At 60.3% G+C, this 24,979-nt stretch carries 15 protein-coding genes and 1 tRNA gene; 3 read left to right on the top strand and 13 right to left on the bottom strand.

Annotation, left to right across the window (positions count from 1 at the left end):
• Window positions 1-75 precede the first annotated feature (75 nt).
• The 8 genes from WJU23_RS04150 to WJU23_RS04115 form a co-directional block, all read right to left on the bottom strand.
• Window positions 76-2,700: a right-handed parallel beta-helix repeat-containing protein gene (locus WJU23_RS04150; RefSeq protein WP_346331273.1), complete on the bottom strand. Its 2,625-nt coding sequence runs from the start codon at window positions 2,698-2,700 to the stop codon at window positions 76-78.
• Between the two features lie 165 nt (window positions 2,701-2,865).
• Window positions 2,866-3,261, bottom strand: coding sequence for a hypothetical protein (locus WJU23_RS04145; protein WP_346331272.1), 396 nt, complete (start codon window positions 3,259-3,261; stop codon window positions 2,866-2,868).
• 2 nt (window positions 3,262-3,263) lie between these two features.
• On the bottom strand, window positions 3,264-3,869 hold the full coding sequence (locus WJU23_RS04140; RefSeq protein WP_346331271.1) for an AAA family ATPase: 606 nt from the start codon (window positions 3,867-3,869) through the stop codon (window positions 3,264-3,266).
• 36 nt (window positions 3,870-3,905) lie between these two features.
• Entirely contained in the window at window positions 3,906-4,463 is a 558-nt protein-coding gene (locus WJU23_RS04135; protein WP_346331430.1) for a hypothetical protein, read from the bottom strand.
• Window positions 4,387-4,551, bottom strand: coding sequence for an AAA family ATPase (locus WJU23_RS04130; RefSeq protein WP_346331270.1), 165 nt, complete (start codon window positions 4,549-4,551; stop codon window positions 4,387-4,389). The genes WJU23_RS04135 and WJU23_RS04130 overlap by 77 nt, the downstream gene beginning before the upstream one ends.
• A 20-nt stretch (window positions 4,552-4,571) precedes the next feature.
• On the bottom strand, window positions 4,572-6,800 hold the full coding sequence (locus WJU23_RS04125) for an NADP-dependent isocitrate dehydrogenase (protein WP_346331269.1): 2,229 nt from the start codon (window positions 6,798-6,800) through the stop codon (window positions 4,572-4,574).
• A gap of 369 nt (window positions 6,801-7,169) precedes the next feature.
• Window positions 7,170-13,184, bottom strand: coding sequence for a choice-of-anchor D domain-containing protein (locus WJU23_RS04120; RefSeq protein ID WP_346331268.1), 6,015 nt, complete (start codon window positions 13,182-13,184; stop codon window positions 7,170-7,172).
• 447 nt (window positions 13,185-13,631) lie between these two features.
• Window positions 13,632-16,262 (bottom strand): hypothetical protein, encoded by a 2,631-nt coding sequence (locus WJU23_RS04115; RefSeq protein ID WP_346331267.1) that lies wholly within the window; start codon window positions 16,260-16,262, stop codon window positions 13,632-13,634.
• 334 nt (window positions 16,263-16,596) lie between these two features.
• On the opposite strand from WJU23_RS04115, the gene WJU23_RS04110 reads away from it, so the two are divergent.
• A tRNA-Phe gene (locus tag WJU23_RS04110) sits at window positions 16,597-16,672 on the top strand.
• 67 nt (window positions 16,673-16,739) lie between these two features.
• Here WJU23_RS04110 and WJU23_RS04105 read toward each other — a convergent pair.
• The 3 genes from WJU23_RS04105 to WJU23_RS04095 all read right to left on the bottom strand — a co-directional run bounded on the left by WJU23_RS04105 (window position 16,740) and on the right by WJU23_RS04095 (window position 19,391).
• On the bottom strand, window positions 16,740-17,564 hold the full coding sequence (locus tag WJU23_RS04105) for an ABC transporter permease (protein WP_346331266.1): 825 nt from the start codon (window positions 17,562-17,564) through the stop codon (window positions 16,740-16,742).
• Window positions 17,565-17,895: 331 nt separating this feature from the next.
• Window positions 17,896-18,186, bottom strand: a complete 291-nt coding sequence (locus WJU23_RS04100) for a hypothetical protein (RefSeq protein ID WP_346331265.1) — start codon at window positions 18,184-18,186, stop codon at window positions 17,896-17,898.
• Between the two features lie 128 nt (window positions 18,187-18,314).
• Complete coding sequence (locus tag WJU23_RS04095) at window positions 18,315-19,391, bottom strand: ABC transporter ATP-binding protein (protein ID WP_346331264.1); 1,077 nt, start codon at window positions 19,389-19,391, stop codon at window positions 18,315-18,317.
• Between the two features lie 189 nt (window positions 19,392-19,580).
• On the opposite strand from WJU23_RS04095, the gene WJU23_RS04090 reads away from it, so the two are divergent.
• Window positions 19,581-20,858, top strand: a complete 1,278-nt coding sequence (locus WJU23_RS04090) for a replication-associated recombination protein A (RefSeq protein ID WP_346331428.1) — start codon at window positions 19,581-19,583, stop codon at window positions 20,856-20,858.
• A gap of 53 nt (window positions 20,859-20,911) precedes the next feature.
• Window positions 20,912-21,307, top strand: coding sequence for a hypothetical protein (locus WJU23_RS04085; protein ID WP_346331263.1), 396 nt, complete (start codon window positions 20,912-20,914; stop codon window positions 21,305-21,307).
• Window positions 21,308-21,406: 99 nt separating this feature from the next.
• On the opposite strand, the gene WJU23_RS04080 is transcribed toward WJU23_RS04085, so the two are convergent.
• Both WJU23_RS04080 and ftsH read right to left on the bottom strand, forming a co-directional pair.
• Window positions 21,407-22,675 (bottom strand): glutamate-5-semialdehyde dehydrogenase, encoded by a 1,269-nt coding sequence (locus WJU23_RS04080; protein WP_346331262.1) that lies wholly within the window; start codon window positions 22,673-22,675, stop codon window positions 21,407-21,409.
• Window positions 22,676-22,823: 148 nt separating this feature from the next.
• Window positions 22,824-24,911: an ATP-dependent zinc metalloprotease FtsH gene (gene ftsH / locus WJU23_RS04075; protein ID WP_346331261.1), complete on the bottom strand. Its 2,088-nt coding sequence runs from the start codon at window positions 24,909-24,911 to the stop codon at window positions 22,824-22,826.
• Window positions 24,912-24,979 lie beyond the last annotated feature (68 nt).

Raw genomic sequence — 24,979 nt, 5'->3', positions numbered from 1 at the left:
GTGGAAGGGAGCGCAGATTGACAGCCCATGCGTAAAAGTCGCCACAAAAAGATCAAGGATTCAGGAAAGAAAAGGTCACTTTTCTCCCCGCACCACCAGATCATCCACCCAAAAGGCCACTTTCTCCGTGGCCGTGCTGACGAAACCCAGCCAGGTGAACTCATTCCAGCCGGGATCGCAGGGCAGGTCCTTGAACTCCTGCGCAGGCTGGCTGGTGGGCGTGATCTTGACCGACCAGGTGCCGGGATTTTTCTCCCCGAGCAAGGCGGTCATCTCTATCCGCACCCAGGTATCCGCCGGAAGGGCGAGTTTCTTTTGGCTGCGACGCTCGATGACCAATCCATTTTCAAACGCGAGGCTGGGACCAGTCAAATAGGGCTCACCGGAGTTGCGGCACTCGATGAAAAACTTGGCTGTCTTCTCCATGCGCAATTGAAAGGCGACGGTGATCTGGCCCTCTTTGAAATCCGGCTTCAGCACCAGATGCGGATCGTACGTGGGTTTCAGACCGGGGGCATCGGTGAACTTGAGGCTGCGCCTGCCGCTGGCGGCCTGGTCTTCCGCCACAAAGATGCCATCGCCTTTGTTCTGCCAGCGCACCTCCTGCCGGGGCAGCACGGGAAAACTGAGGCCCATGTGCTCGAAGTCCTCGTTGATCTCATAAAGCGGCAGCGGCCAGGGTTTGGACTGCTCCCAGAAATCGGGAAAGGACAGCGAGGTCGCCAGTTTGCGCCATTCGCCGTCTGTGCGGACGCCTGCTTTCTTCACATCGCCCGGCATAAAACCCATCTTCAAAGCCGGACTTTCCTTCTTCAATCTGAAGTCCCGCTTGGCCGCATCCACGAACAATGGATCTGCCACGACACTGCCCTCATCGTGTCCTTTGGCCTGCCATCCGGCCAGGTCGGTGTCTTGAAAGATCACCGGCAGGCCCGCACTGTTCCAATAGACATTGTTGCGCATTTCATAGCTGCCGGTGTCCCAGTTATAGGAGGTGCCGTCCAGGAGCTTTGCGGTCTCATAGATGACCACATTGTTCTCATACGCAAAGGAGGCATGGGTCTCTGGACGGGTGCGCTGAATCTGCGCTTTGCGGCCATAGGCAAACACGTTGTGGCTGATCTGGTTCCACTTCCCGTAATGCTGGTGAAAGGTGGACTCGCTCGTGTCATGCACCACGTTATGCATCATCGTCACGCCCGTGCTGCCTTCATCCGTGTAGAGACCCCAGCCGCCGTAACGGTAGCTGCCGACATCGTGGATGTGATTGTGATTCACCGTGGTCCCCTCGCTGCGGCCCAGGCCGTAAAAGCCGCCCATGTCGCTCAGCACGCCCCACCCGAGGTGGTGGATGTGATTATAATCCAGCCGGTTGCGCTTGGAAGGGCTGTGCTTGTAGCCCCACACCCACCCGGCGCTGATGCCGGTGTAAAAGAAGTCGCCAATGTCATTGTGCGTGATCTCGCAGTCCGCCGCATGCGCCAGGAAAATGCCGCAGGCGCTGGGGAAAAGGCGGCCCCCATGATGGATGATGCAGTCATCCACGGTGATGTGATGAGTGAGGCTGGCATCATCCGGCATCTTGATATCACCCAGGCGCACACCGCCGCCACCCAGGTCATGAAGATGGCTGTGGGTGAGGCTGCTGTGCGAGCAGGCCGTGCGGAACCAGATGGCATAACCACCAGTGTGTTTGATTTCACAACTTTGAAAATGGATGTGCTGGGAGCGGTCCAGCTCAATGGCCGCACCGACACTGGCAGCCGCCTGGCCATCATGATGACCGGAGGGTCCATAAAGATGCTGCGTGTGGGCAAAGGTCAGTCCCTCGAACCGCAGATGCTGCGCCCCATCAAGGATGAGCAGTTTCTCCGTGACCGGGGCGATGACCACCGCTTGGGCCATGTCCTCACCCGGCAGCGGTTTGTAAAAAAGCTGGCCGCTGCGGTCCAGGAACCACTCGCCAGGCGCATCCAGGGCAGCGCGGAAGTTTTCGACATACCAGCGCTGGTCAGGCTCGTTCTGGACAAAGGGATAACGGGAGGAGCCGACGATGCGGATGGCACGCGCGGCATCGTTCAGCTCCTGGATGCGGCACTGACCGACGGTCCAGGTCTGCATGGCGGTGAGGAGGACATCCACAAGTTCCCCTTTGGGAATGTCCTTGAGGATCTGATAGTCCGCAGGCCGGGCGACAAAGGTTTCGTATTGGGGACGTTTCAGGCCCGTGAAAGTATCGTCGGAGGCCTGGGACTTGGCATTGAAATATCCCCCGACCGCACCCGGCCGGTTGCCGGTGGCATTCGGCGTGCGGGCGCGGACCGCTCGGCGGCCATTGACCCAAAGCTGCTCGAAACGGCCTTTGACACCCGTTTGCCAGAGGCCGTCAGAGCCGTGTTTCCAGCCCGTGATGACCTGCCCGCCGGTGAGGGTGACCTGCGCCTCTTTTTCCGCCTCATAAACCGTGGGGCCGGTGGCCGTGCCGCTGTCCTCAGCCGTGAGTTTAAGAGGCTCGGCAAGGAAATAATCCCCTGCCCCGATCTGCACCCGCACAGTGCCCGTTTCCCCTGCCTCACGAAGCTGCCGGACATGATCTACGGCAGCCTGAAGCGTAGCGATGGAGCCTGCAGGACGGACCTGAACGAGGGTGTCTGCCCAGGCTGGCGCAGTGAGTAAAAGGAGAGCAAAAAAGCCACGCATGCGGGCGTGTAACGCGGCTCACGGCGAGGTGCAAGACACAGTCATGAGAGCCTGACCTTTTCAGGCTCAAAACGCCCTTCACAGAAAATCCAATGGATCCTCTCGTCGAGGATCAATCAGCAAGGCCTCACCGTCCGGCGGCGGCATTGCAATCCACCCTGCGGGCTAGCGCTTTGACGGCGTCACATCCAATTCCTGACCGGAAGTCAAAAATGAGGCAAACTTGTGGTCTTTAGGTCCATTGCACGTACGACATGCATATGTGTAGTTCAGCCAGTTAAAGACACGATTGGGATAAATGGTTTTGGGGTAGATATGCTCAACTTCATTTGTGCGAGAGTATTCACAATGAGCACAACGGATCAAGTCACCGTGCATCTGCACCAAGCCGGAACGGACCGCTCGGAACGTTGGATTATTAACATCATTTTTAGTCTTACACTGCTTCTTCGCCTCTTCCACCTGTTCACCAAACGAAGCCTTGGCATCCACCAGCCCCTGCCAGTTTTGAAGGCTGTCAGAATGCTCCTTTTCAAGGTCAGTGTCAGGAAGCCGGAGCATGGTCAGAACGGTGACTGGATATGAGCAGAAAAAGCCTGTTTTAACTGAATCTGCTGGGCCTGTTCCGATGCCGTCAGTTCACCTTGCGTAACTTTCTGGTTCAGCAAGGCGAGCTCCTCAAGTTTCTCCTTCGCCACATCGGACAGGTCCACTTCCTTGCCGAAGAGTTCCGTGCCATAGGCATCCAGCACATCCCCATGGATCAGCCTCTCGCGTTGTGGACCCGTCACAAATCCAGCATCGGACTGGTCGCTTCCTGGTGTTGGCAGGCGGAAAATGCTTCGGTTCTCCGCCTGGCAGACCAGTGGACTGTGTGTAGTCACTATGAACTGAATTTCCGGAAAATGCTTGGTAAACCAAAAGCCAATTTTCCGCTGCCACGTCGGATGCAGGTGCGCATCCACCTCATCAATCAGCCCCCCCCGGAGCTTTACCACGACCGAGCCATCCCCCATATCTTTGAACAGTTCGTAAGATCCATAGCACGCCGAAGGCTGACGTATAAGCTCAAAAGTCATGCTCAAGATGGACCTGAATCCATCGCTGAGCCGCGTCACATCAATGTCCATTCCTTCTGGATTTCGAAAAACAACTGCTTTCGAGTTCACCTCCTTAAACCGTACTCCGTGCGGAAGGAAATTCGGCTAATTGATAAAGGTCTGGATCCGCTTCAGTAATCCGCCTGAAGACTGATTGTTATCCAATTCCTCAAACCGAAGTTGGCTAAGCCACTCAAGAGATTCGGTGAGTACCACATTCTCTCCAAAAACGCTGAGGTGACGCCCCAATATGGCATGCGTGTAGAAGACAGATTTCTTTTCCGCATCACCGCCGGTAAATCGCCGAAAGGGTCCGTAGGATGCTGAAAACCATCCGGCCTTTTTGCTCCAGACGTATCTCGTCGGTTCATACCATCCTTGTGTTGGCACCGCTTCAGTCCCCCCTTCTGGTGCCTGCCTGAACTCAATCCCACAGTCTGGAAAGTAGTTTTCTGCCTTCCTGCCTCCTCCAGCCCAGTTGTCCCAATCCTCTGAATCGGTTAATTCGAGGACAATTTTAGATTTGGACTTTTTACGCTCCAATCCTTGTCCAGCACTCCCATCTTTCCCACAGTCCTTGGATTTCCTAGGTCCCACATAGAGCCAAAGCAATGCTGCGCAGGAAAGTGGACTTTCCTGCGCCATTGTCACCAATGATGACATGCCAGCCGCTGAGCTTCGAACCCTGAAGTTCCCTGTCTAAAGACGGGAAAGACCGGATGTTTTGAATCTTAACGGACTTGATGTGCATGTCATTGGAGGGTCCTCGGGTTACACCTTCGCCAAAATCTCATTCAGCGTCGCGCTCGGCCGCAGCGCCTCGCTGGCTTTTTCATCGCAGGGTTTGTAGTAGCCGCCGATATCCACCGCCTTGCCTTGCACGGCCAGCAGCTCCTGGACGATCTTGTCCTCGTTCGCCGTCAGCTCTTCCGCGATGGGTTTAAACTGGGCCTGCAGTTCCGTATCGCCGGTCTGCTCTGCCAGGGCCTGGGCCCAGTAGAGGGCCAGGTAGAAATGGCTGCCCCGGTTGTCAATGGTGCCCAGCTTGCGGCCAGGGGAGCGGTCAAATTCCAGGAACTTGCCAGTGGCCGTGTCCAGCGTGTCCGCCAGCACCTTGGCCTTGGCCAGCTTGAACGTTTCCGCCAGATGCTCAAAGGAGGCCGCGAGGGCAAAGAACTCGCCCAGGGAATCCCAGCGCAGATAGTTCTCCTCAGTGAACTGCTGCACATGCTTCGGAGCCGATCCGCCCGCACCCGTTTCAAACAGGCCGCCGCCGTTCATCAGTGGCACGATGGACAGCATCTTCGCGCTGGTGCCCACTTCCAGGATTGGGAAAAGATCCGTCAGGTAGTCACGCAGCACATTGCCCGTCACCGAAATGGTGTCCTCACCCTTCACGATGCGCTCCAGGCTGAAGGTACAAGCCTCCGCCGGGGCCAGAATACGGATGTCCAGGCCGGTGGTGTCGTGGTCCTTCAGATACGTTTCCACCTTGGCAATGATCTGCGCATCATGAGCGCGGGCCTTGTCCAGCCAGAAGACAGCCGGGGAGCCCGTCGCACGTGCGCGGTTCACGGCCAGCTTCACCCAGTCCTGCACCGGCGCATCCTTTGTCTGGCAGGCACGCCAGATGTCGCCCTGCTCCACTTCGTGGGAGAACAGCACCTTGCCGTCCTTGTCCGTCACCTTCACCGTGCCCTTGCCTGGAATTTCAAACGTCTTGTTATGCGAGCCGTATTCCTCCGCCGCCTGCGCCATCAGGCCCACGTTCGGCACGGAGCCCATCGTCTTCGGATCCAGCGCACCGTTTGCTTTGCAGAAATCAATCACCGCCTGGTATACTCCTGCATACGAGCTGTCCGGGATCACCGCCAGCGTATCCCCCGTGCGGCCCTGCGCATCCCACACCTTGCCGCCTGCGCGGATCATCGCGGGCATGGAGGCATCCACGATCACATCGCTCGGCACGTGCAGGTTCGTGATGCCCTTGTCAGAGTTCACCATGGAGAGCGCCGGCCCGCTGGCATACGCAGCGGCGATGTCCGCCTCGATCTCCGCCTTCTTCTCCGCAGGCAGCCGGTCCAGCTTGCCCACCAGATCGCCAAAGCCGTTGCGGAAATCCACGCCCAGCTCCTGCAGCGTCGCCGCATGTTTGGCGATGAGGTCCTGGAAGAACACCTCCACCGCACGGCCAAAGATGATCGGGTCGCTCACCTTCATCATCGTCGCCTTCATGTGTAGGGAAAACAGCACGCCGTCCTTCTTCGCCTCCGCGATCTGGTCCGCCAGGAAATCCACCAGCGCCGCCTTGCTCATGAACGTCCCGTCCAGGATCTCCCCCGCCTTCAGCGGAGTGGATTCCTTCAGCACCTTGCTTGTGCCGTCCACGCTCACAAACTCGATCTTCACGTCCGTGGCCTCCGCCACCGTCACGGATTTTTCATTGGAGAAAAAGTCACCCTTGCCGCCCATCGTACCCACACGGGTCTTCGAATCCGACGCCCACTTGCCCATCGAGTGCGGGTGCTTCTTCGCATAGTCCTTCACCGCCTTCGGCGCACGGCGGTCGGAGTTCCCCTCGCGCAGCACCGGATTCACCGCGCTGCCCATCACCTTGGCATAGCGCGCCTTGGTTTCTTTTTCCGCGTCCGTCTGCGCATTCTCCGGATAGTCCGGCAGCGCATAACCCAGCGCCTGCAGTTCCGCCACCGCCGCCTTGAGCTGCGGCACCGAGGCCGAAATGTTTGGCAGCTTGATGATGTTCGTCGTCGGCTCCAGGCAGAGCTTGCCCAGGTAGCCCAGCTCATCCGGGATCCGCTGCTCCGCCTTCAGCACATCCGCAAACGTCGCAATGATGCGCCCCGCCAGCGAGATGTCCCTCAGCTCCACCCGGATGCCGGAGGACTTCGTAAAGGCTTCCACAATGGGCAAAAGGGAATACGTGGCGAGAGCTGGGGCTTCGTCGGTCTTCGTGTAGATAATGGTGGGCTGTGCAGACATGTCGGAATGATTTTGCTTGGACCCCAAGAGCTAGCCCCTCCTTCCGCGTCGTGCAACGGGCAAGGCAGGGGGGATGTTGGCAAAATGGCGGGAGAGGGGGGGGGAGAAGTCCTCAGTCCTCAGTTCGCAGTTCTCACATGCAAAGTAGCTTGAGCCGGTGCGGCTGGTCGTGGAACGTGGCGGGTGTGCCATGCAACCGTGGCCTGGCTTCGCTGCGACCACGGCTACGGATAGGGTCGCCGCGACGCGGCTCTGGGGCATCGTGAGGCCTGGGGGTTCTTTTTTTCCACTGCGAACCACCTTTGATCACCGCCCTGCACGCGCACAACCTCCACCTGCTGAACCCCGCGCTGCCGCCCCAAACTAAAGTTATGGGCGAACGAACCTCACTTCGCCCGAGAGTCTCTCGTTGCTCGGGGCACCCGGCAGGGCGGGCAGCAGGTAGTGACCATTGCCGATCAAGACATCGGGTTCCGTCGCAGGCTGACGCAGCACCCCACTGAAGGTCACAACGCGCGGCTTCACCGTTGTGTCCGCAAGCTCGAAGCTGCCACTAAAGAGACCCGTCTTTGGCACCAGCTTCGTTTTCCACTTGGTGGAGTTTACGGGCGTGGTCAGCGGGAGTTGCACGCTGACGACGTTCTTGAGGCTCAGGCCGACGCGGGTGGGCAGGTTGCCGTGCAGCGTGCTGGCCGTGTCGCTGTGCATGACCTCAAAGCTGTTGTCGGTTAGGCCGAGCCGGGTCGCGAGGGTGATGGCCGGGGTCGATCCCTTGGCGGTAACCGGGGGCAGCCAGGGGTCAAGCATCATCACCGTGGTCACCGGGCCGAAGCCTGCGCGATACGTGGCATCCGCAGCGAGGCCCGCCTTTTGCCAGGTCAGGCCAGCCTCAATGACATAACGGCGGTTCGTCTGCGTTGGGTGCGGCAGCAGGGTGAAGACACCGCCCAGATAGGACTCGGTGCGTTTTTTGTAGGGTTGCACAAAGAGGCGGTAACCAGGGTCTGGATCCGCATCCGGGGCCAGGGCGGTGGTGAAGACGGTGCCATCGGCCAGCCTGCCTGCGAGGGTCATCACCCCCGTGGTGCTGAGGGTGGATTTCGCCCAGCCGGCTCCTGCGGGGATGTCTGCCACTGCGGGCAGCGCGGGCTCCAGCACAGCGGTATGGGCACCGCTGTAGAGCACCTTCCCGCCTTTGGGCAGGACCAGGAGCTTGCGGCCCGTCACGGCACTGCTCAGGGGCTGGCCATCGCGCATCGCGGTTACGAGCACGTCCCCCTTCATCGGCAGGGTAAAGCTGACGACATAGGGCACGGCACCCTTCATCACGGTCGCGGTTCCGGTGGCGATTTCGTTCTCCACGCTTATTGTTAGGCTGCCCTTCAGCGACAGGGCGGCGGTCTCCTTGGCGGTGGCGAGCTTGCCGGTGAAAGCCTGGCCGGTGAGCGGCACCGTGAGCATCAGTTTGCCCACGGGCAGGGCGCTGGCATCCACCAGCAGCGCTTCATAACTCCCGCCAAAACTTTCCACCACCATCGTTCCTTGCTGATAAACAAACAGGTAGTTAGCCGCCGCACCGGCGCTGGCCGTGATGGGGTAGAGCCCGCCTCCACTGGTTGCCTTGGCCTTCGTTTTGAGCACGGGTGTCTTGGTAAAGACCACCGCCGTGTCCGATGCCATGAAGCCGCTGTAAACGGATGTCAGTGCGGGATTCTCCTGCCCGGCGAACTTGCGTTTGTCATCGGGCGTCACGTAGAGCGGGGCTTTGCTAATGGTGAGCGTGCCGGTCTTGGTGCCGGTGCTGTCCGTGGCCTTCACGCTGTATTTGCCCGCCGCCGTGGGGGCTGTGCTGCCAAAGGCGGTGCCGATCTTGTATTCGATCGTCACCTCGCCGCTACCACCGAGGGTGCCGATGACACGGGGTGTGCCGGTGTAGCTCTGGGCCAGATCGACCAGCGTCAGCGCTGCGGGGGTGGCTTTGACCGTGATCGTTTTCACCACGGTCTTGGCGGCCGCATAGTTGCCGTCACCCGCCTGCACGGCCTGCACCTTCACCTTGCCGATGCCTGCGAAGCTCAGCACATTCCCCACGATCCCGGCCCCTGCCGCAGTAGTCCCGACGGGCACCACATTCAGCGTCACCGGCAGCTCCGAGCTGGCATAGGCGCTCAGGGTCAGCGAGCTCTGGCCGAGGTAAACCGTCTTCGGCGGAGCAAAGGTGATCGTTTGGGTCTTCAGCTTGCTCAGGCCGCCGAAGCCACTGATGGCGAAGCTGTAACTGCCGTTCGCTCCATCATCACTGGCCACCGTCACCGTGGCCGTGCGGAGGCCCGGCAGGCGGGGATCGAAGGTGATGGCGAAGGTTGTCTGATCACTCGCGGCCACAGCGGCAGCAGGAAGCGTCGTCACCTTAAAATCCGCCGCGCCGGGGCCGCTGAGGACCACGGCGGGGCTGGCGAGATTCAGTACGGCATCCCCGTCATTGGCGATGGTGAAGAGGTGGGTCACCGGCGCGTTGACAAGCGCCGCGTTGCCAAAGTCGGTCGCGTCCGCCGCATCAGGCGTCGTGTCGCCGTTGATGATGACCTGGTCCCTGCCCAGGACAGCGATCACCGGCTCTGCCACATCGAGAATCATGAGAATGAAGACCTCCTCAAAGGTGCCGCCCTCACCGTCATCGGCCTGCACGCGGAGGCTGTAGCTGCTCTTCGTCTCGTAGTCGGTGCTCACGGAGATGCGCAAATCCGTGCCGACGATGCTGAAGTCGTCGTTGTCCGTGTCCCCGGTGCCTTCGACGATGCTGAAGGTGTGCGTCTGATCTACATTGGGGTCTGTCGCGCTTAGCGAGCCCACCGTGGCATTCGCCAGGTTGTTCTCAGGTAGCGTATTGCCGCTCAGAGCCAGGGCGGTCGGGGCTTCATTCGTTTCATTGATTCCAATGGTAAAGCTACGCGCAAAGATCAGGCCGCCCGCATCGGTCGTGCGCACTCGCACGGAATAGCTGCTCTTAACATCATAGTTAGGCGAAGCGGTGAGCCGCAATGCGTTACCCAAAATATTAAAGGCCCCATTGTCCGTGCTGCCCGCGCCCGCCACCAGCGTGTAGGTGAAGGTTTCAGCGGCATCCGGGTCGTTACTGCTCAAAGTGCCCACCGTGCTGTTGGGGGGCGAGGCCTCAGGGAGCATGTTACCGCTCAAAGTCAGGCCCGTGGGCGGTTCATTCACGTTCGTGATCGTAATGGCAAAGCTTTTCTCGAAGGTCAGGTTGCCTGCATCCCTCGTGCGCACTCTCACGGTATAGCTGCTCTTGGTCTCGTAGTTAGGCGAGGCGGTGAACCGCAATGCATTGCCTGAGATGTTAAAGGACGCATTGTTCGTGCTGCCCGCGCCCGTCACCAGCGTATAAGTAAAAGTGTCATCGGCATTCGGGTCGGTGCTGCTCAAGATGCCCACCGTGGTATTGGAGGGTGAGTTTTCCGCCAGCGTGTTGCTGCTCAGTGCAAGATCAGTTGGGGCTGAATTGATAACGGTCGCCACCTGTACTGCGGTGCCACTGCTCTGGTTATTCGTGGTGACGGTGGCATAGAGCGCACCCACTTTCTGGCCGCTCAGGTTGGTCACGGTCAAAGAGGTGGCTGTCGATGCAGTCACGGTTCCGCTACCTGCCGGGGTAAAAACGACCGTGTTGTTGCCGGGGGTCACGGCATCAAAATTCGCTCCAGTGATGGTTAGGCTGGTGGCGTTGCCCGTCAAATTCGACGTATTCAGGCTCACTGTCGGGGCAGGCCGGATGTAGGTGAAGAGAGAGTTGGCCTCGCTCGTTCCACCGGGGGTGGTGACGAGGACACTGACCATCCCTTCCTCGTGAGGTGGAACCGTGGCCGTGATCTGCGTGGCTCTGTTCACGGTAAAGGCAGTCGCATTTGTGCCGCCGAAAGTCACTGCCGTGGCTCCGGTGAGATCGGTGCCGGTGATCGTCACCACCGTCCCGCCCGCCGTTGAGCCACTGGATGGGTTGATTCCCGTAACGGTGGGCGCATACACGGCCAAACCGTCACCTTGGGAACCGAGGCGAACCTTGCCGGAATTTTCATCGATAAACCGGCCGAAGTAGGTGCCGTTGAAGTAATCAACAATAACGTAACCCAAATTCGCGTCCCTGGTCAGACCGACGAGGCTCCCGGCGGCGCTCACCGCTCCGCTTACGCCACTGCTGCCATCACCCCAGGTCACCGCTCCGGCATTAACAAAAGTTCCGTTGTCCCAGTTTGGGCTGCACACCACGTAGTTGCCATTGATCAGACTCGTCACGCCCCCGCTGCCCACTTGATCACCAAACTTGCTGCCCACCAAGCTGTTGCTGCTGCCCACCGTGCCGCTCACTCCACCGCTGCCACTGCCCCAGGTCACCGCTCCGGCCTTGTCCGCAGTTCCATTGCTCCAGTCGCTGCTGACCACCACGTAGTTGCCATTACTCAGCCTCGTCACACCGCCGTCGCCCACTTGGTCATCAGCCTTGCTGCCCACGAGGCTGTTACTGCTGCTCACCACGCCGCTTATGCCACTGCTGCCGCTGCCCCAGGTCACCGCTCCGGCCTTGTCCGCAGTTCCATTGCTCCAGTCGCTGCTGAGCACCACGTAGTTGCCATTACTCAGCTCCGTCACACCGCCGTTGCCCACGTAATCTTCGACCGTGCTGCCCAAGAGGCTGTTGCTGCTTTTGATCTCACGATTCACGCCACTGCTGCCGCTCCCCCATGTCACCGCTCCGAGGCCATCACCCCAGAGTGGACTGCACACCACGTAGTTGCCATTGCTCAACGCTTTCACGCCCCCGCTGCCCACTCCGTCCCACATCGTGCTGCCTATCAGGCTGTTGATGCCGTTCACCGAACCGCTCACGCCACTGCTGCCGTCGCCCCAGGTTACCGCTCCCAGATAGATAAAAGGCAGTCTCCCCCAGTGCGGGCTGGACACCACGTAGTTGCCATTGCTCAGCGCCGTCACGCCCCCGTAGCCCACTGCGTCAAGGGCCTCATTACCCACCAGACTGTTGCTGCTGTTCACCTCTCCCGTTGCCCCGCTGCTTCCGTTGCACCAGGTCACGGCCCCGTAGCTGAAGGTGCGGCCATTTCCCCATAATGGGCTGCACACCACGTAGTTGCCATTGGTGAGCGCCGTCACCCCCCCGCTGCTCAATTCGTCGCTATCCGTGCTACCCACCAGACTGTTGCTGCTGCTTACTTCACCGCTCGTTCCATTGTTACCGTCGCACCAGGTCACCGCTCCGGCATTCCACACAGTTCCATTGTCCCAGGACGAGCTGCCTACCACGTAGTTGCCATTGCTCAGCACCGTCACGCCCCCGCTGCCCACTTGGTCACTGGCCGTGCTGCCCACGAGGCTGTTGCTGCTGCTCACCACACCACTCACTCCACTGCTGCCGCTGCCCCAGGTCACCGCTCCGGCATCCACCACACTTCCGTTGTTCCAGTCTGGGCTGCACACCACGTAGTTGCCGTTGCTCAGCAACTTCACGCCCCCGCTGCCGACTTTGTCGCCGGTCCTGCTGCCTACGAGGCTGTTGCTGCTGCTGATCACGCCGATCATGGCACTGCTGCCACTAACCCAGGTCACCGCTCCGGCATCCACCGTGCTTCCGTCCCAGTCTGGGCTGCGCACCAGGTAGTTGCCGTTGCTCAGCAACATCACACCCCAGTTGCCCAAGCGGTCTTCAGCCTTGCTCCCCACGAGGCTGTTGCTACTGCTCACCCTACCTATGGTTGGACTGCTTCCGTCGCACCAAGTCAAAGCTCCGGCATCAACCACATTTCCATTATCCCAGGATTGGCTGCACACCAAGTAATTGCCATTGCTCAGAGCAGTGACTTGTCCCACGGAATCATGGGCTTTGCTGCCGACCAAGCTGTTGCTGCTGCTTACCGTTCCGCTCACTCCACTGATGCCACTGCCCCAGGTCACCGCTCCAACATCATAGTTCGTTCCGTTGCTCCACGATGAGCTGGATACCACGAAGTTACCATTGCTTAGCGCCGTGATGCCCCCGTTGCCTATAAAGTCATAACCGGATGCTCCCCGCAGGGTACTGATCAGCGCTCCAGTGGCTCCATTGAAAAGATAGACCGCACCGGCACCGTAGCCGCCTGCATCATCGAAGGGGGCGGTAATGACCACATTCCCCGTACTGAGAACGACGACGGTCTTCCCAAACTGATTTCCTTCTCGGGGACGCGGGTCCACAAACTCCGGGAAAGGCGGCGCGGCATGGCTTAGGCTGCTGATCATGCCCAGCCAGGCGATCCCAATCAGGGCCAGGAGGCGGAGGCAGGTCAGGGCTGGGCAGGTGCGGCGGCGGGAGGACATAAGGATTTAAAAGGGGACGGATGATGAGGTAAAACCCGGCACCACACACGATGAAGGCGGCAGCAGGATGAAGCTGAGAGAATTCCGGATGGAGCCTTAGATGAGGGGAGCCTCAAAAAAAAGCACCCCGGCCTCCGCTTTCTGCTGATCCGCGTATGTTTCACTAAGCCGTTAGGTCTGACAATCTTTGAATTCGGGCAATTTGCCTAACCACCTGTCGTTTGAGAAAGCTTTCATGGTCTGAACCTAGGGTTATCATCGGACCAGCTTAAATTTTACTCACTTTCACCCACTTTAATACTAAGTATAAAGCTTGAATAGACACAATAAAAATCTCGCTGCAAGGATAGGATGCAGACCACAAGAAGCCAGAACTACAATGCACTGAGCACTTCCCCCCGCCGCCCCAGCCGTCCCACAATCCCATTCCTTCCTCCGCCCTCCACTCTAAGCCTTCGTGATCCGCTTCCAAAAGAAATCCAGTTCCCGCGCCAGCACCGTCATCACCTGCGTCGGCTCCGCCTGGACAGCGCCGGATTCCGCATCCTTGATGATCCGTTGCATCGCATACAGCGCCGCCACGCTCCGTCCGTCCAGATGCACCGCATCCAGGTTCGGCTTCAGCGGCGTCGGGATCGTCTCCCCCGCATACAGCGCCTGCCAGGCTCCATGCTCACGGTCTGACTTAAAGGTCACCAACTTCAGCTTCGAGGGCCGCGCGTCATTCTGCTCCGCCTCCACTGCCAGGTCCGTGATGCGCCCGGCGGCAAAACCCGCCAGCACGCTCCAGTAGGCCGAGTCCGAAAAAGGCGCCAGACCAAAAAGCAGCTCCACCCCCTGGATGGACCACACCATGGTCTGCCGCCCCGTCAGGCCCGGCAGTTCATGCTCGCTGAATCTCACCAGCGGAAAACGCCGCCCCGCCAGCCGGATCAGATCAGCCAGCTTCCCATAATCCAGCGGCTGTGATTCCGCCTCTGCATTAATTTGCAGGCGCAGCGCCTCAAAACGGCCCAGCAGCGCATCTCCCGGACGGGCCGGGGCCACCGGCGTCGGCACAGGCTTCGTACCAGCACCCGCCGCCGCAGCAGCACCAATGGGTACCGCAGCTGTCACCGGCTGCGCAGGCAGGTTCATCCGCTCCGGCGGCATGTCCGCCATCTCATCCATCATCGGGCTGCGCGCCCCCGGCTGCCGCAGGTGGTGCAGCATTTCCCGCAGTTTCACAAAAGCATCCGCCGAAGGCGTAACCGACCCTGTCCCGGTCCCTGCTGCCGCAGCCGCACCATTGCCACCCGTCACACGCCAGTCACTGGCAGACCCAGGCGGCGGTGGCACCGGGGCCTCATCCGGCTCAGACTTCTGTTGATCATGCAGCGGCATCGGCACATCCGGCGGCAGTCCCGACGCTTCAGGTTCACTCCCCGTATCCTCCAGCGATGTCTCAAAGCTCGGTGGACGTGGCGGCAGTTCAGGCGTCCTCGCAGCAGGCGGCGGCAGCCCGGCAGGCAGTTCTGCCTCCGGTTTGTCAGCCAGCCCTTCATCCTTCGGCTCCCCTTCAGGCCCGATCTCCGCCCGTGCTTCCGCCAAAAAGCCTCCCGCCTCGGACTCAGGTTCCGGCACCTCCGTATTCACCGTCACCGGCAACAGCTCAGGTGCCTCATTCTGTGGCAGGGCCGCCCGTGGCTCCTTCAGCGTCTCCGCCATCTGCTGCAATTGCGCACAGGTCGGCGCGTCAAAAAGCGATGGCGGCTCATCCCCCTCCTCTCCCGCTTCCAAAGGCAGCGTCTCCGTCATCAGCGGAATACCCTCTGCAGGCTGCGTCGGCAGCACCGGAAAAGAAAAGTCAGATTTCGCAGCCGCCACGCCCCCCTCGGCGCCCTTCTTCTCAGGCATCGCCTTGCCCCCGCCCAGCGGCACCGAATTTTGAAAAATCTCCCACTGCCGCGCACAGTGCCGCAGAAACACCCGCGCCGCGACGGACCCGATGGGCCGTCCCAGGAAGTACTGCTTAACATCCACAAACGCCTCAAACTCCCGCACGTCCTCCGCAGCCACCTTCGCCCGCTCCAGCCGCAGCCGCAGCAGCGCCGCCGCATCCGCCTCCCGCAGCCCTCTCAGCAGCACCTGGCTGGCCGTCAGCCGGTCCTCCAGCGCGCTCGGCAGATGATGCCCAAAGGTCGCCTGCCACACATCCTGGTTCAGGCTCAGCAGCACATGCAGCTCCTGCGTATCCACCAGGTCCATGAGCAGAGAGGCGATCGTCACTCCCGCGTCCGGATTCCGGTAATAGCCGTCCAGGTGGTCCACCAGCAGCACCACCGGCCGCCACATCCCCAGCATCCGCAGCCACACCGGCGTTCCCGTTTCCCGGTCCGCCGCCGCCAGGTCCTGCATAGGCGCCAGCCCCTCCGCCCCGCCTTCAAAGGCCTGGCCCAGCATCGCCTCCAGCCACGCATCCGCCACCTCCGTCCGCACCGGCACCTGCCGGGACACCCGCCGCGCCAGGATCGGCCTCAGCCCTCCTGCATGCTTGCGCAGCCAGTCACCGATCATATGCGCCGCCCCGTCCGCATTAAAAACATCCCCCACCGGGCCAGAAAGCACCCGCAGCGCCTGCTCCGGATTGGCACTCGGCACCAGCCCTTCCTTGATCAGCTCATGCAGCAGGTGCGCCACCAGTCCTGCACACCCCTCCCGCAGCCGGGACCAGCCCTCCGTCTCCCCCGCCGCCGTGCCCAGCGCCTCCAGTCCGCGCCGCGTCACCGTCGTCAAATTCAGCGCATCTCCTGTGCGGAAGGCCAGCGGCACCATCACCACCGCACCACCCGCCGCCGCCACCACCCGGCCCAGCAGATGCGTCTTTCCATAGCCAGCCCGCGGAGCCGTCAGCAGCATCAGTGGAGCACCTGCCCGCATCTCCACCGCCTCCAGGAGCTGGTCCAGCACCTCCTCATTCAGCCCCTCCACCGAGGCACCCGGGGTCACCGCCAGCGGCCCCGCGCACACATCTGCCGAAAACGGATTTCCACCGCCCCAAACAGATCCTGTTTCGGCAGCGGTTGGATTGATGGACATTTCAGAGCTTCCCACAAGGTTCACCAGTTCGATTTTTTTCTGCTATCCAGTATTATCTATTGAAACTATTCTCCAGCACAAAAAATTAAAGCAGAGAGTTCGTTTATTTGCGAAAATTTGCAGAATCGCAAATCCCCGCCTCTCGCTTTTGACCGATCCTGCCAGTTATTCACAAACCCAGATCACTTCTTCACTTTAGGCCACCTTAACCAAATTCCCCTGTTCAGACCCCTTCCGGTGGCAAAAGCGTCAAAAAATTCCCTCAAACGCAAAAACCCGTTGCACGCACCCCCAGCCTTTGCCAATGTCGCGGCCCGCCAAACATAGCGGGAATGGCTCAGTAGCTCAGTCGGTAGAGCAGGGGATTGAAAATCCCCGTGTCGGCGGTTCGATTCCGTCCTGAGCCACCACTTTTTCTCTCGAAAGAAATAGCGGGTGGCACTGGCCATTTATTGGCAGCATTTTGGCCAAAAGATTTCACTCTCTCTTGCGCCCCAACAGCAGCGTCGGCAGCAGCACCGCCAGTAAAAGCGCCCCGGACAGCGCACTGGCCAGCGGCAGGTTGCGATCACTGAAGGCGCGCTGCTCGATCTTGTTGCCAATCATCTCATTACCCGTGCCGCCGACAAATTTCGGGATCACATACTGCCCGAGCGAGCAGACAAAAACGATCACCACCGCCGCCTTCAATCCCTGCCGGATCCCAGGCATGAAGACCTTCCGAAACGCCTGCCACGTCGTCGCGCCCAGGTCCCGCGCCGCATCCACCAGGGTGAAGTCGAACTTCTCCGCCGCCGCATACATCGGCAGGATGGCGAAGGGGAGCTGAGTATAGACCATGACCAAAATCACCGCGCCCGCGTTGTTCAGGAGCATGGTTTCGTCCGTCGCCAGGCCCAGCCAGACGAGGCCTTGTTTGACGAGACCTTCCGGATGCAGCAGCGACTTCCAGGCAAAGATGCGGATGATGAAATTCGTCAAAAACGGCACCACCACCAGCAGCAGCACCGCCCGCCGCCACGCTGTGCTCATCCTCGCCAAGGCCCATGCAACCGGCAGCGCCAGCGCCAGGCAAAGAACCGTCGTCACCGCGCTCATCCACAGCGTGCTCCACACCACCGGCAGGTAACCTCCCTCCGCCAGCAGCCTCACAGTTTCCAAAGTCCATCCCTCCCCGACTCCGCCGCGCAGATCGCTCTCGCGGAAAGCCAATGCCAGAATCAGGACACATGGCAGCGCAAAAAACGCCCCCAGCCAGCCCAGCGAAGGCAGCGTCAGCAAAAGTTCACGGCGGGATTTCATGGAGGACAGAGCACAGCAGAGTCAGTTGTCCGCACAAGGCTCGATCCAGTAAAACTGTTTGTGACCGCGTTCTTCCAATAAGTTTTTGATTTCTTGAGCCCGGGATCGGTGGATGTGTTTTTCGATAGTAAAGTGGTTCCCGTTATCATCCTGCCGCTTCAGGGCCCAGACAGGGGCGTCCAGAGCGCCATAAAATTCAGTCTTGAAAATACGGTCCAGAATCCAGTCTGCATAATGACGCTGCTCGTCCCCCTAGATGCCAAATTCCTGCCAGAGCAGAGCATCCACATAGATGAACATCCGCTTTCGAGCCTCATGCCAAAGGGTATCTTCAATCATCGTCGGTCCAGGGGTTAGAGTTGGAGGTGGGAAGGTTTCGTCGGCTTTCTAGAATGTCTGCTTCAAAAGCCTCGGCCTCTTCCACCGTGAGATGCGGCATTTGGGACCATTTGGCGGCAAGCTCTCTGCCTGTGGCCTCTTGGATCTTCCCGACCTTTGTCACCGTTGCCCAAAACTCATCCAGTGTAAGCGGCTTCACGAGCCCGTTTTGCATCTCCTCATCGCGCCGGATCACCTCGGCGAGAATCTCTTCAGGAGACTCAGCTTCTGGAGGTGGATTCATGCGGACATTCTAATTCGCAGGTGCAGGTAGGCAAGAGGAAGACAATCCTTTTAGCCGTGGCTGCCTGCATCCCACCAAGCCCCCAAGGAAAAGCACTTGCCAAGTGCCTGCTTTGGCACCGCCCTTCATCAATCCACCACTCGCGCCGCCTCCGGCGCAAAACTCATCCACGCTTCTTCACCCGTGGTCCAATGTCCCTCGCGGCCAGATTGCTGGACCTGCATTGTGTGCGCGCCGTACGTGACTCTTAGACGCGTGTGGGGTCCAAAGTAAGTCACGGACTGGATGCGCACCTGGGCGACGTTTTTCGGCCCGTCAGGCGCGAGCGCTTCCGGCAGGAGATACAGCTTTTCCGGGCGGATCATGATGCGCACGGGCTGGCCAGTTGTTAGACCTTCGCGGGCCACGACTTGCACGCTGCCCAGGCCTTCCGTCTTCACCTGCACAAAGCCGCCGACTTGCGTTTCCTCCACGATAGCGTCCAGGAAATTGGCATCGCCGATGAAGCCGGCCACAAAGCTGGTGGCGGGAGCCTCGTAGAGGGCACGGGGCGCATCCACCTGGACCACACGACCGGATTCCATGACAGCGATGCGGTGGCTGAGGCTCAGGGCCTCGCCCTGGTCGTGGGTGACGTAGATGAAGGTGGTGCCGACCTGGGCATGGATGGCCTGCAGCTCGGCGAGCATGTGCTGGCGCAATTTGAGATCCAGGGCGGCCAGCGGCTCGTCCAGCAGCAGGACCTTGGGTTCATTGACCAGTGCCCGGGCGATGGCGACGCGCTGACGCTGGCCGCCGCTGAGCTGCGCGGGCCGCTTGCGGGCGTGCTCGCCGAGCTGGATCATGCCCAGCATGCGATCCACGGCGGCCTGGATCTCGGCTTTTTTCTTCCCCGCGATGCGTAGGCCAAAAGCGATGTTTTCCCAGACACTCAGATGCGGAAACAGGGCGTAGTTTTGAAACACGGTGTTCAACGGCCTGCGCTCCGGCGGCAGCGCGGTGACGTCCTGGCCGTTCAGCACCAGCCGGCCCGAGTCCGGTTTTTCAAATCCCGCCAGCATCTTGAGCAGGGTGGTCTTGCCGCAGCCGCTGGGTCCCAGCAGAGAAAAAATTTCTCCCTGGCCAATTTGCAGGGTCACGCCGTCCACGGCCTTCAGCGGGCCGAAGTGCCTGGAGACTTTTTCGATGGAGAGAAAATCGTTCACTGAATGGCTGGCAGTTGTTGTCTATGAATTGCAGTCGCTGGCACCGGCTTTAAAGAAACCATTGCCAACGACGGCAAACAACTGCCAACCACCGCAAACTTTTTCATGAGCGAAGACCTCTTCCAAGCCACCTCCGAATCTCCTGGCACGGTCGTGGATGCCCAGCCGGACGCGCCCCTGGCCTCCCGCATGCGCCCGCGCAGACTGGCGGAGTACACCGGCCAGGGCCACATCCTGGGCGAGGGCAAGCTGCTGCGCCGCGCGGTGCAGGCGGACCGTTTTTCCTCACTCATCCTCTATGGGCCGCCCGGTGTGGGCAAGACCACCCTGGCGCACATCATCAGCCAGGAGACGAAGGCCCGCTTTGTCACCCTCAGCGGTGTGGAAAGCAGCGTGGCGGACATCCGCAAAGAGGCCGATGCGGCGCTGAAGCTGAAGAAGCTCACCGGCCAGGGCACCGTGCTGTTTGTGGATGAGATCCACCGGTTTAACAAAGCCCAGCAGGACGTCCTCCTCCCCCATCTGGAACGCGGCACGCTGCGGTTCATCGGTGCAACGACGCACAACCCGTTCTTTTACGTCAATAGCCCGCTGGTCAGCCGCTCACAGGTCTTCACTTTGGAGCCGCTGGGCATTGAAGATTTGCAGCATCTCATGCAGCGCGCCCTCACAGATGAGGAGCGCGGTTTGGGAAAATGGAAGGCCACCCTCACGCCCGAAGCCAGCCTGCACCTGGCCACCATCGCCGATGGCGATGCGCGCAAATGCCTGAATGCCCTGGAGCTGGCCGTGCTCTCCTCCACGCCGGATGCGGACGGACAGGTCATGATTGACCTGCACGAGGCGGAGGAATCCATGCAGCAGAAAACCGTGGTCTATGATGGCGATGGCGACGCGCATTATGATACCGCCAGCGCCTTCATCAAAAGCATGCGCGCCTCCGATCCCGATGCCGCTATTTACTGGCTGGCCAAGATGCTGCATGCGGGCGAGGACATCCGCTTTGTGGCCCGCCGCATCGTCATTGCCGCCAGTGAGGACGTGGGCATGGCGGACAGCAACGCCCTGCGCGTGGCCGTAGCCGCCCAGCAGGCCGTCGAGGCCATCGGCATGCCGGAGGCCCGTATCATCCTGGGCCATGCCGTGATCTATGTGGCCACCGCGCCGAAGAGCAACCGCGCCTACATGGCCATCAATGCCGCCCTGGACGATGTGAAAAACGGCCGCACCCTCCCGGTGCCGAAGCACCTGCGCGATGCCCATTACAAAGGTGCCAAGCAGTTCGGCCACGGCGAAGGTTATCTCTATCCTCACGACTACGAAGGCGGCTTCGTCCCCCAGCGCTGCCTGGAGGGTGGGAAGCAGTATTACGATCCCACCACCAACGGCCTCGAAGGTCGCATCAAGGAGCGGTTAGACCACTACCGGCGCGAATGGGCGAAGCAGGCGGTTGAGGAGAAGGCGTAACGAACGATTGGATAATGGCGTTGCATCTACAGGACAATTAACCTCCCACCCTCATGAAAACACGCCGGATGACGATTAAACTGGCCGCCGTGGCCCTGTGCCTCTTTGGATGGCTGGCCGCCACAAGCATGTCGTATGGAGAAGGCCCGCTGAAAAAGTGGTTAGACCGCAGAGAGGCAAAAGCTGGAGCGGCGGCTGCCAACAGGGACACCGCACAGGGCGTGATCCGCTACGAGATCGTCGGCATGCCCTCTCCTACTGATGCTGAACTGAGGCGCCTGGCGGCTGAAAGGTATCAAATCACCGTTGCCTTCACAGGCTGCGTTATCGGTCCCAAGGTGGCCTATGACAAAGCTTATCGGGAGGCGGTGACGGCCCACCTCAAAGACAAGCATGGATTTGATCCGGTGATGAAGATCGAGGCGGAGCTGCGGGCTAAGCAGAGATAGTGCACCGGATTTTTCTTGGAGAGCTCTGAAGGTAAAAAGATGTATGGGTAGAAAAATGGAGGCGCATAACGGTCAGTGACCACGATGATCGTCTGATTCCTATCCCCTCACCTGTCCGCTGCCATCCACCAGGTATTTGTAACTGCACAGCTCGGCCAGGCCCATGGGGCCGCGGGCGTGCAGCTTGTCGGTGCTGATACCGATCTCGGCACCGAAGCCAAATTCGCCGCCGTCGTTGAAGCGGGTGCTGGCGTTGTGCAGCACGACAGCGCTGTCCACTTCATGCTGGAAGCGCTCCGCTGCCGCGCGGTCGGCGGTGATGATGCTGTCGGTATGGTGGCTGCCGTACTGGTTGATGTGGGTGATGGCTTCATCCAGGCCGGAGACGGTCCTGGCGGAAAGGACCAGGTCCAGCCACTCGGTGCTCCAGTCCTGCTCCGTGGCCGGAACGCTGGCCACGCCTAACAAACTTTGCGCCTCCGCATCCGCATGCATTTCCACTCCGGCAGCGGAAAGGCGCTGGCCGATGAGGGGATAAAAGACGGCGGCGATGTCGCGATGCACCAGGATGGTCTCCAGGGCATTGCAGACGCCGGGTTTCTGCGTCTTCGAATTGACGATGATGTCAGCGGCCATCTGCAGGTCCGCATCCGCCGCGACATAGACATGGCAGACGCCGTCGTAATGCTTGATAACGGGCATGCGCGCCGTGGCGACGACTTTTTCAATCAGCCCTTTGCCTCCGCGGGGGATGATGAGGTCCAGATGCTGGTCCATGCGCGCCATGTGCTCCACACTGGCGCGGTCGGTAAAGGGGATAAGCTGCACGCTGTCCGCAGGCAGTCCGGCACGCTCGCCACCGGCCTGGAGGGCGGCGGCCAGGGCGACGTTGGAGTGGATGGCCTCACTGCCACCGCGCAGCAGCGTCGCATTGCCGGTTTTAAAACACAGGCTGGCAGCATCCGTCGTGACATTGGGACGGGATTCAAAAATGATGCCGATGACACCGATGGGCACGCGCTTCTTGGTGATGTGCAGCCCGTTGGGCCGGGTCCATTCCGTCAGCACTTCGCCCACGGGATCGGGCAGCGTGGCGACTTCCCGCACCGCCTGGGCGACTGCGGCCAGTCTTTTGGCATCCAGCGTGAGGCGGTCCAGCATGGCCTTGGACAGGCCGTTTTCCGCTGCCCGTGCCAGGTCCTTGGCATTCTCTTCCAGGATGGTGGCCTCGCGGGCCTGGATCTCATCGGCCATGGCCAGCAGGATGGTGTTTTTCTGTTCCGTGCTCAGCTTGACCAGTTCACGGGAGGCAGCGCGGGCACGGCGGCCCATGTCGTGAATGGCGGCTTGGATTTCAGGATCAGTCATGGGATGAAATGGGAAAAAGGAGGCAGTCAGGGAAGGACGGAGAAAAGGCGATGTCAACCCGGCATGAGACCGGGCGGCGGGAAGGGCATCAATAAAAAGCGGTGCCGCGTTCTCACACGGCACCGCTGGGTCAGACTTTATCTGGGCATCAAGCAGGAACGCCGGCGAGGCCGCCAGGGAGGCCTCCGATGTCTTCTTCATCCTGGGCAACAGGACGGTGCTCGGTGGCCTTCGGCAGCGGAGGCGGTGCAGGCGGCTTCGGCTTGTCCTTGGGCGGATTGATCATGTAACCGTGCTGCATGATCTCCTTGATCTGGGAACCGTCCAGGGTCTCATATTCCAGCAGGGCGGCGGAGATGGCATCCAGCTTGTCCTTGTGGTGAACCAGGATCTCCTTGGCCTTGGCATAGGCGCTGTCAATGAAGTGCTTCACTTCTTCATCAATCTTCTGCGCGGTGGCGCCGCTATAGTTGCGGTTACGCGCCAGGTCGCGGGCCAGGAAGATGGCCTGCTCGCCTTCGCCGTATTCCACCATGCCCATCTTGTCGCTCATGCCCCAGGCGCACACCATGTTGCGGGCGATGGCGGTGGCCTGGCGGATGTCGCCCATGGCACCGTTGGTCACATCACCAAACTGGATTTCTTCCGCCACACGGCCGCCCATGGCGACCACAAGGTCATCCAGAAGCTCGCTCTTGCGGTGGGTGAATTTGTCCTCTTCTGGCAGCCACATGGTGGAGCCCAGGGAAGGACCGCGCGGGATGATGGTCACCTTATGGAGAGGATCGGTGTGTTCCAGCACCTCGATGAGGATGGCGTGCCCGGCCTCATGATAGGCGGTGTTTTCCTTTTCCTTCTCGCTCAGGGCCAGGCTGCGGCGCTCGCGGCCCCAGCGGACTTTGTCGCGGGCCTCTTCCAGCTCGGGCGTGCCGATGGATTTCAGGTTCTTGCGGGCGGCCAGCAGGGCGGCCTCGTTGATGACGTTGGCCAGTTCAGCCCCGGAGAAGCCGGGTGTGCCACGGGCGACCTTGGACAGGTCGGCGTTTTCGTTCAGCTTCACCTTCTTGGCGTGCACGTTCAGGATCTCCTCGCGGCCCTTCACGTCCGGCAGGCTCACCGTGACCTGACGGTCGAAACGGCCTGGGCGCAGCAGCGCAGGGTCCAGCACGTCTGGACGGTTGGTCGCGGCAATGATGATGATGCCTTCCTGGGTGTCAAAGCCGTCCATTTCCACGAGAAGCGCGTTCAGCGTCTGCTCGCGCTCATCGTGACCACCGCCCATGCCATGTCCGCGATGGCGGCCCACGGCGTCAATTTCATCAATGAAGATCAGGCAGGGAGCGTTCTTCTTGCCCTGCTCAAACATGTCACGCACGCGGCTCGCGCCGACGCCAACGAACATTTCCACGAAGTCAGAGCCGCTGATGCTGAAGAAAGGCACGTCCGCCTCACCGGCGATGGCCTTGGCCAGCAGCGTCTTGCCGGTCCCTGGGGAGCCGACCATGAGCACGCCTTTCGGGATCTTGCCGCCCAGGCGCTGGAAGCGCTTCGGGTCCTTGAGGAATTCGACCAGCTCCACCACTTCTTCCTTGGCCTCTTCCACGCCGGCCACGTCCTTGAAGGTCACCTTGTTGCGGTCCTGGGACAGCATCTTGGCCTTGCTCTTCCCGAAGCTCAGGGCACCGCGGCCTGCGCTTTTGATCTGCTGGCGCACCAGGAAATAAAGCAGGAACAGCAGCAGCAAAATCGGCAGCATGGAGACCAGAATGGTGCTCCACTGGTTGTTGGTGTACTTGGGGATCAGAACGAGATCCTTGGAGGCCATAAGCTCCTGCAGCTCTTCTTTCTGATACTGGATGCTCACCGGCACGCTGAACTTCACGGAGCCAGGCGTGGCAGCTTCACCTTCACCGGCGGGCGGGGCCAGCATCGGTTTGCCGGTATCACCTGCCGGGAGGGCGGAGCGGAAGGCATAGCCTTCGATGAACTCGGCCGTGGTCGTATCCTGCTGGATCAGCTCCAGATTCTTGCTCTTGTCAATCTGGTCCTTTTCAACCAGTTCCTTGAACTCTTTGTATGAGATTTCCTTGGAGCGGGTGGCCTGGCTGCTGGCAACGTAAGCCGAACCCATGAGCAATACAGCCATGGCGAGCAGGAGAAAGCCCCTCCAGTTGAACTGCGGCTCTTGATTGCGCCGGTTCGGGCCTTCGGGTTTTGGGGTAGGGTCGTCTGACATGTTAAATTTTTGGAACGAAAGGAATTACGAACGGGCAGCATACATGCTGCGCCATCTTTTGCAAAAAC

Origin of the sequence: Prosthecobacter sp. SYSU 5D2, from assembly GCF_039655865.1 — a bacterium.
In the GTDB taxonomy this organism is placed as follows: Bacteria; Verrucomicrobiota; Verrucomicrobiia; order Verrucomicrobiales; family Verrucomicrobiaceae; genus Prosthecobacter.
Note: the sequence above shows the minus strand (reverse complement) of the source record. Positions and strands in the feature narration are given on the sequence as shown.

Coding starts and splice junctions, on each gene's coding strand:
- WJU23_RS04085 (WP_346331263.1), top strand. CDS start 20,912: ATGAAAACACGCCGGATGACGATTAAACTGGCCGCCGTGGCCCTGTGC.
- WJU23_RS04120 (WP_346331268.1), bottom strand. CDS start 13,184: ATGTCCTCCCGCCGCCGCACCTGCCCAGCCCTGACCTGCCTCCGCCTC.
- WJU23_RS04115 (WP_346331267.1), bottom strand. CDS start 16,262: ATGTCCATCAATCCAACCGCTGCCGAAACAGGATCTGTTTGGGGCGGT.
- WJU23_RS04100 (WP_346331265.1), bottom strand. CDS start 18,186: ATGAATCCACCTCCAGAAGCTGAGTCTCCTGAAGAGATTCTCGCCGAG.
- WJU23_RS04080 (WP_346331262.1), bottom strand. CDS start 22,675: ATGACTGATCCTGAAATCCAAGCCGCCATTCACGACATGGGCCGCCGT.
- WJU23_RS04135 (WP_346331430.1), bottom strand. CDS start 4,463: ATGTCATCATTGGTGACAATGGCGCAGGAAAGTCCACTTTCCTGCGCA.
- WJU23_RS04130 (WP_346331270.1), bottom strand. CDS start 4,551: ATGCACATCAAGTCCGTTAAGATTCAAAACATCCGGTCTTTCCCGTCT.
- WJU23_RS04090 (WP_346331428.1), top strand. CDS start 19,581: ATGCGCCCGCGCAGACTGGCGGAGTACACCGGCCAGGGCCACATCCTG.
- WJU23_RS04145 (WP_346331272.1), bottom strand. CDS start 3,261: ATGCTCCGGCTTCCTGACACTGACCTTGAAAAGGAGCATTCTGACAGC.
- WJU23_RS04150 (WP_346331273.1), bottom strand. CDS start 2,700: ATGCGTGGCTTTTTTGCTCTCCTTTTACTCACTGCGCCAGCCTGGGCA.
- WJU23_RS04105 (WP_346331266.1), bottom strand. CDS start 17,564: ATGAAATCCCGCCGTGAACTTTTGCTGACGCTGCCTTCGCTGGGCTGG.
- WJU23_RS04125 (WP_346331269.1), bottom strand. CDS start 6,800: ATGTCTGCACAGCCCACCATTATCTACACGAAGACCGACGAAGCCCCA.
- ftsH (WP_346331261.1), bottom strand. CDS start 24,911: ATGTCAGACGACCCTACCCCAAAACCCGAAGGCCCGAACCGGCGCAAT.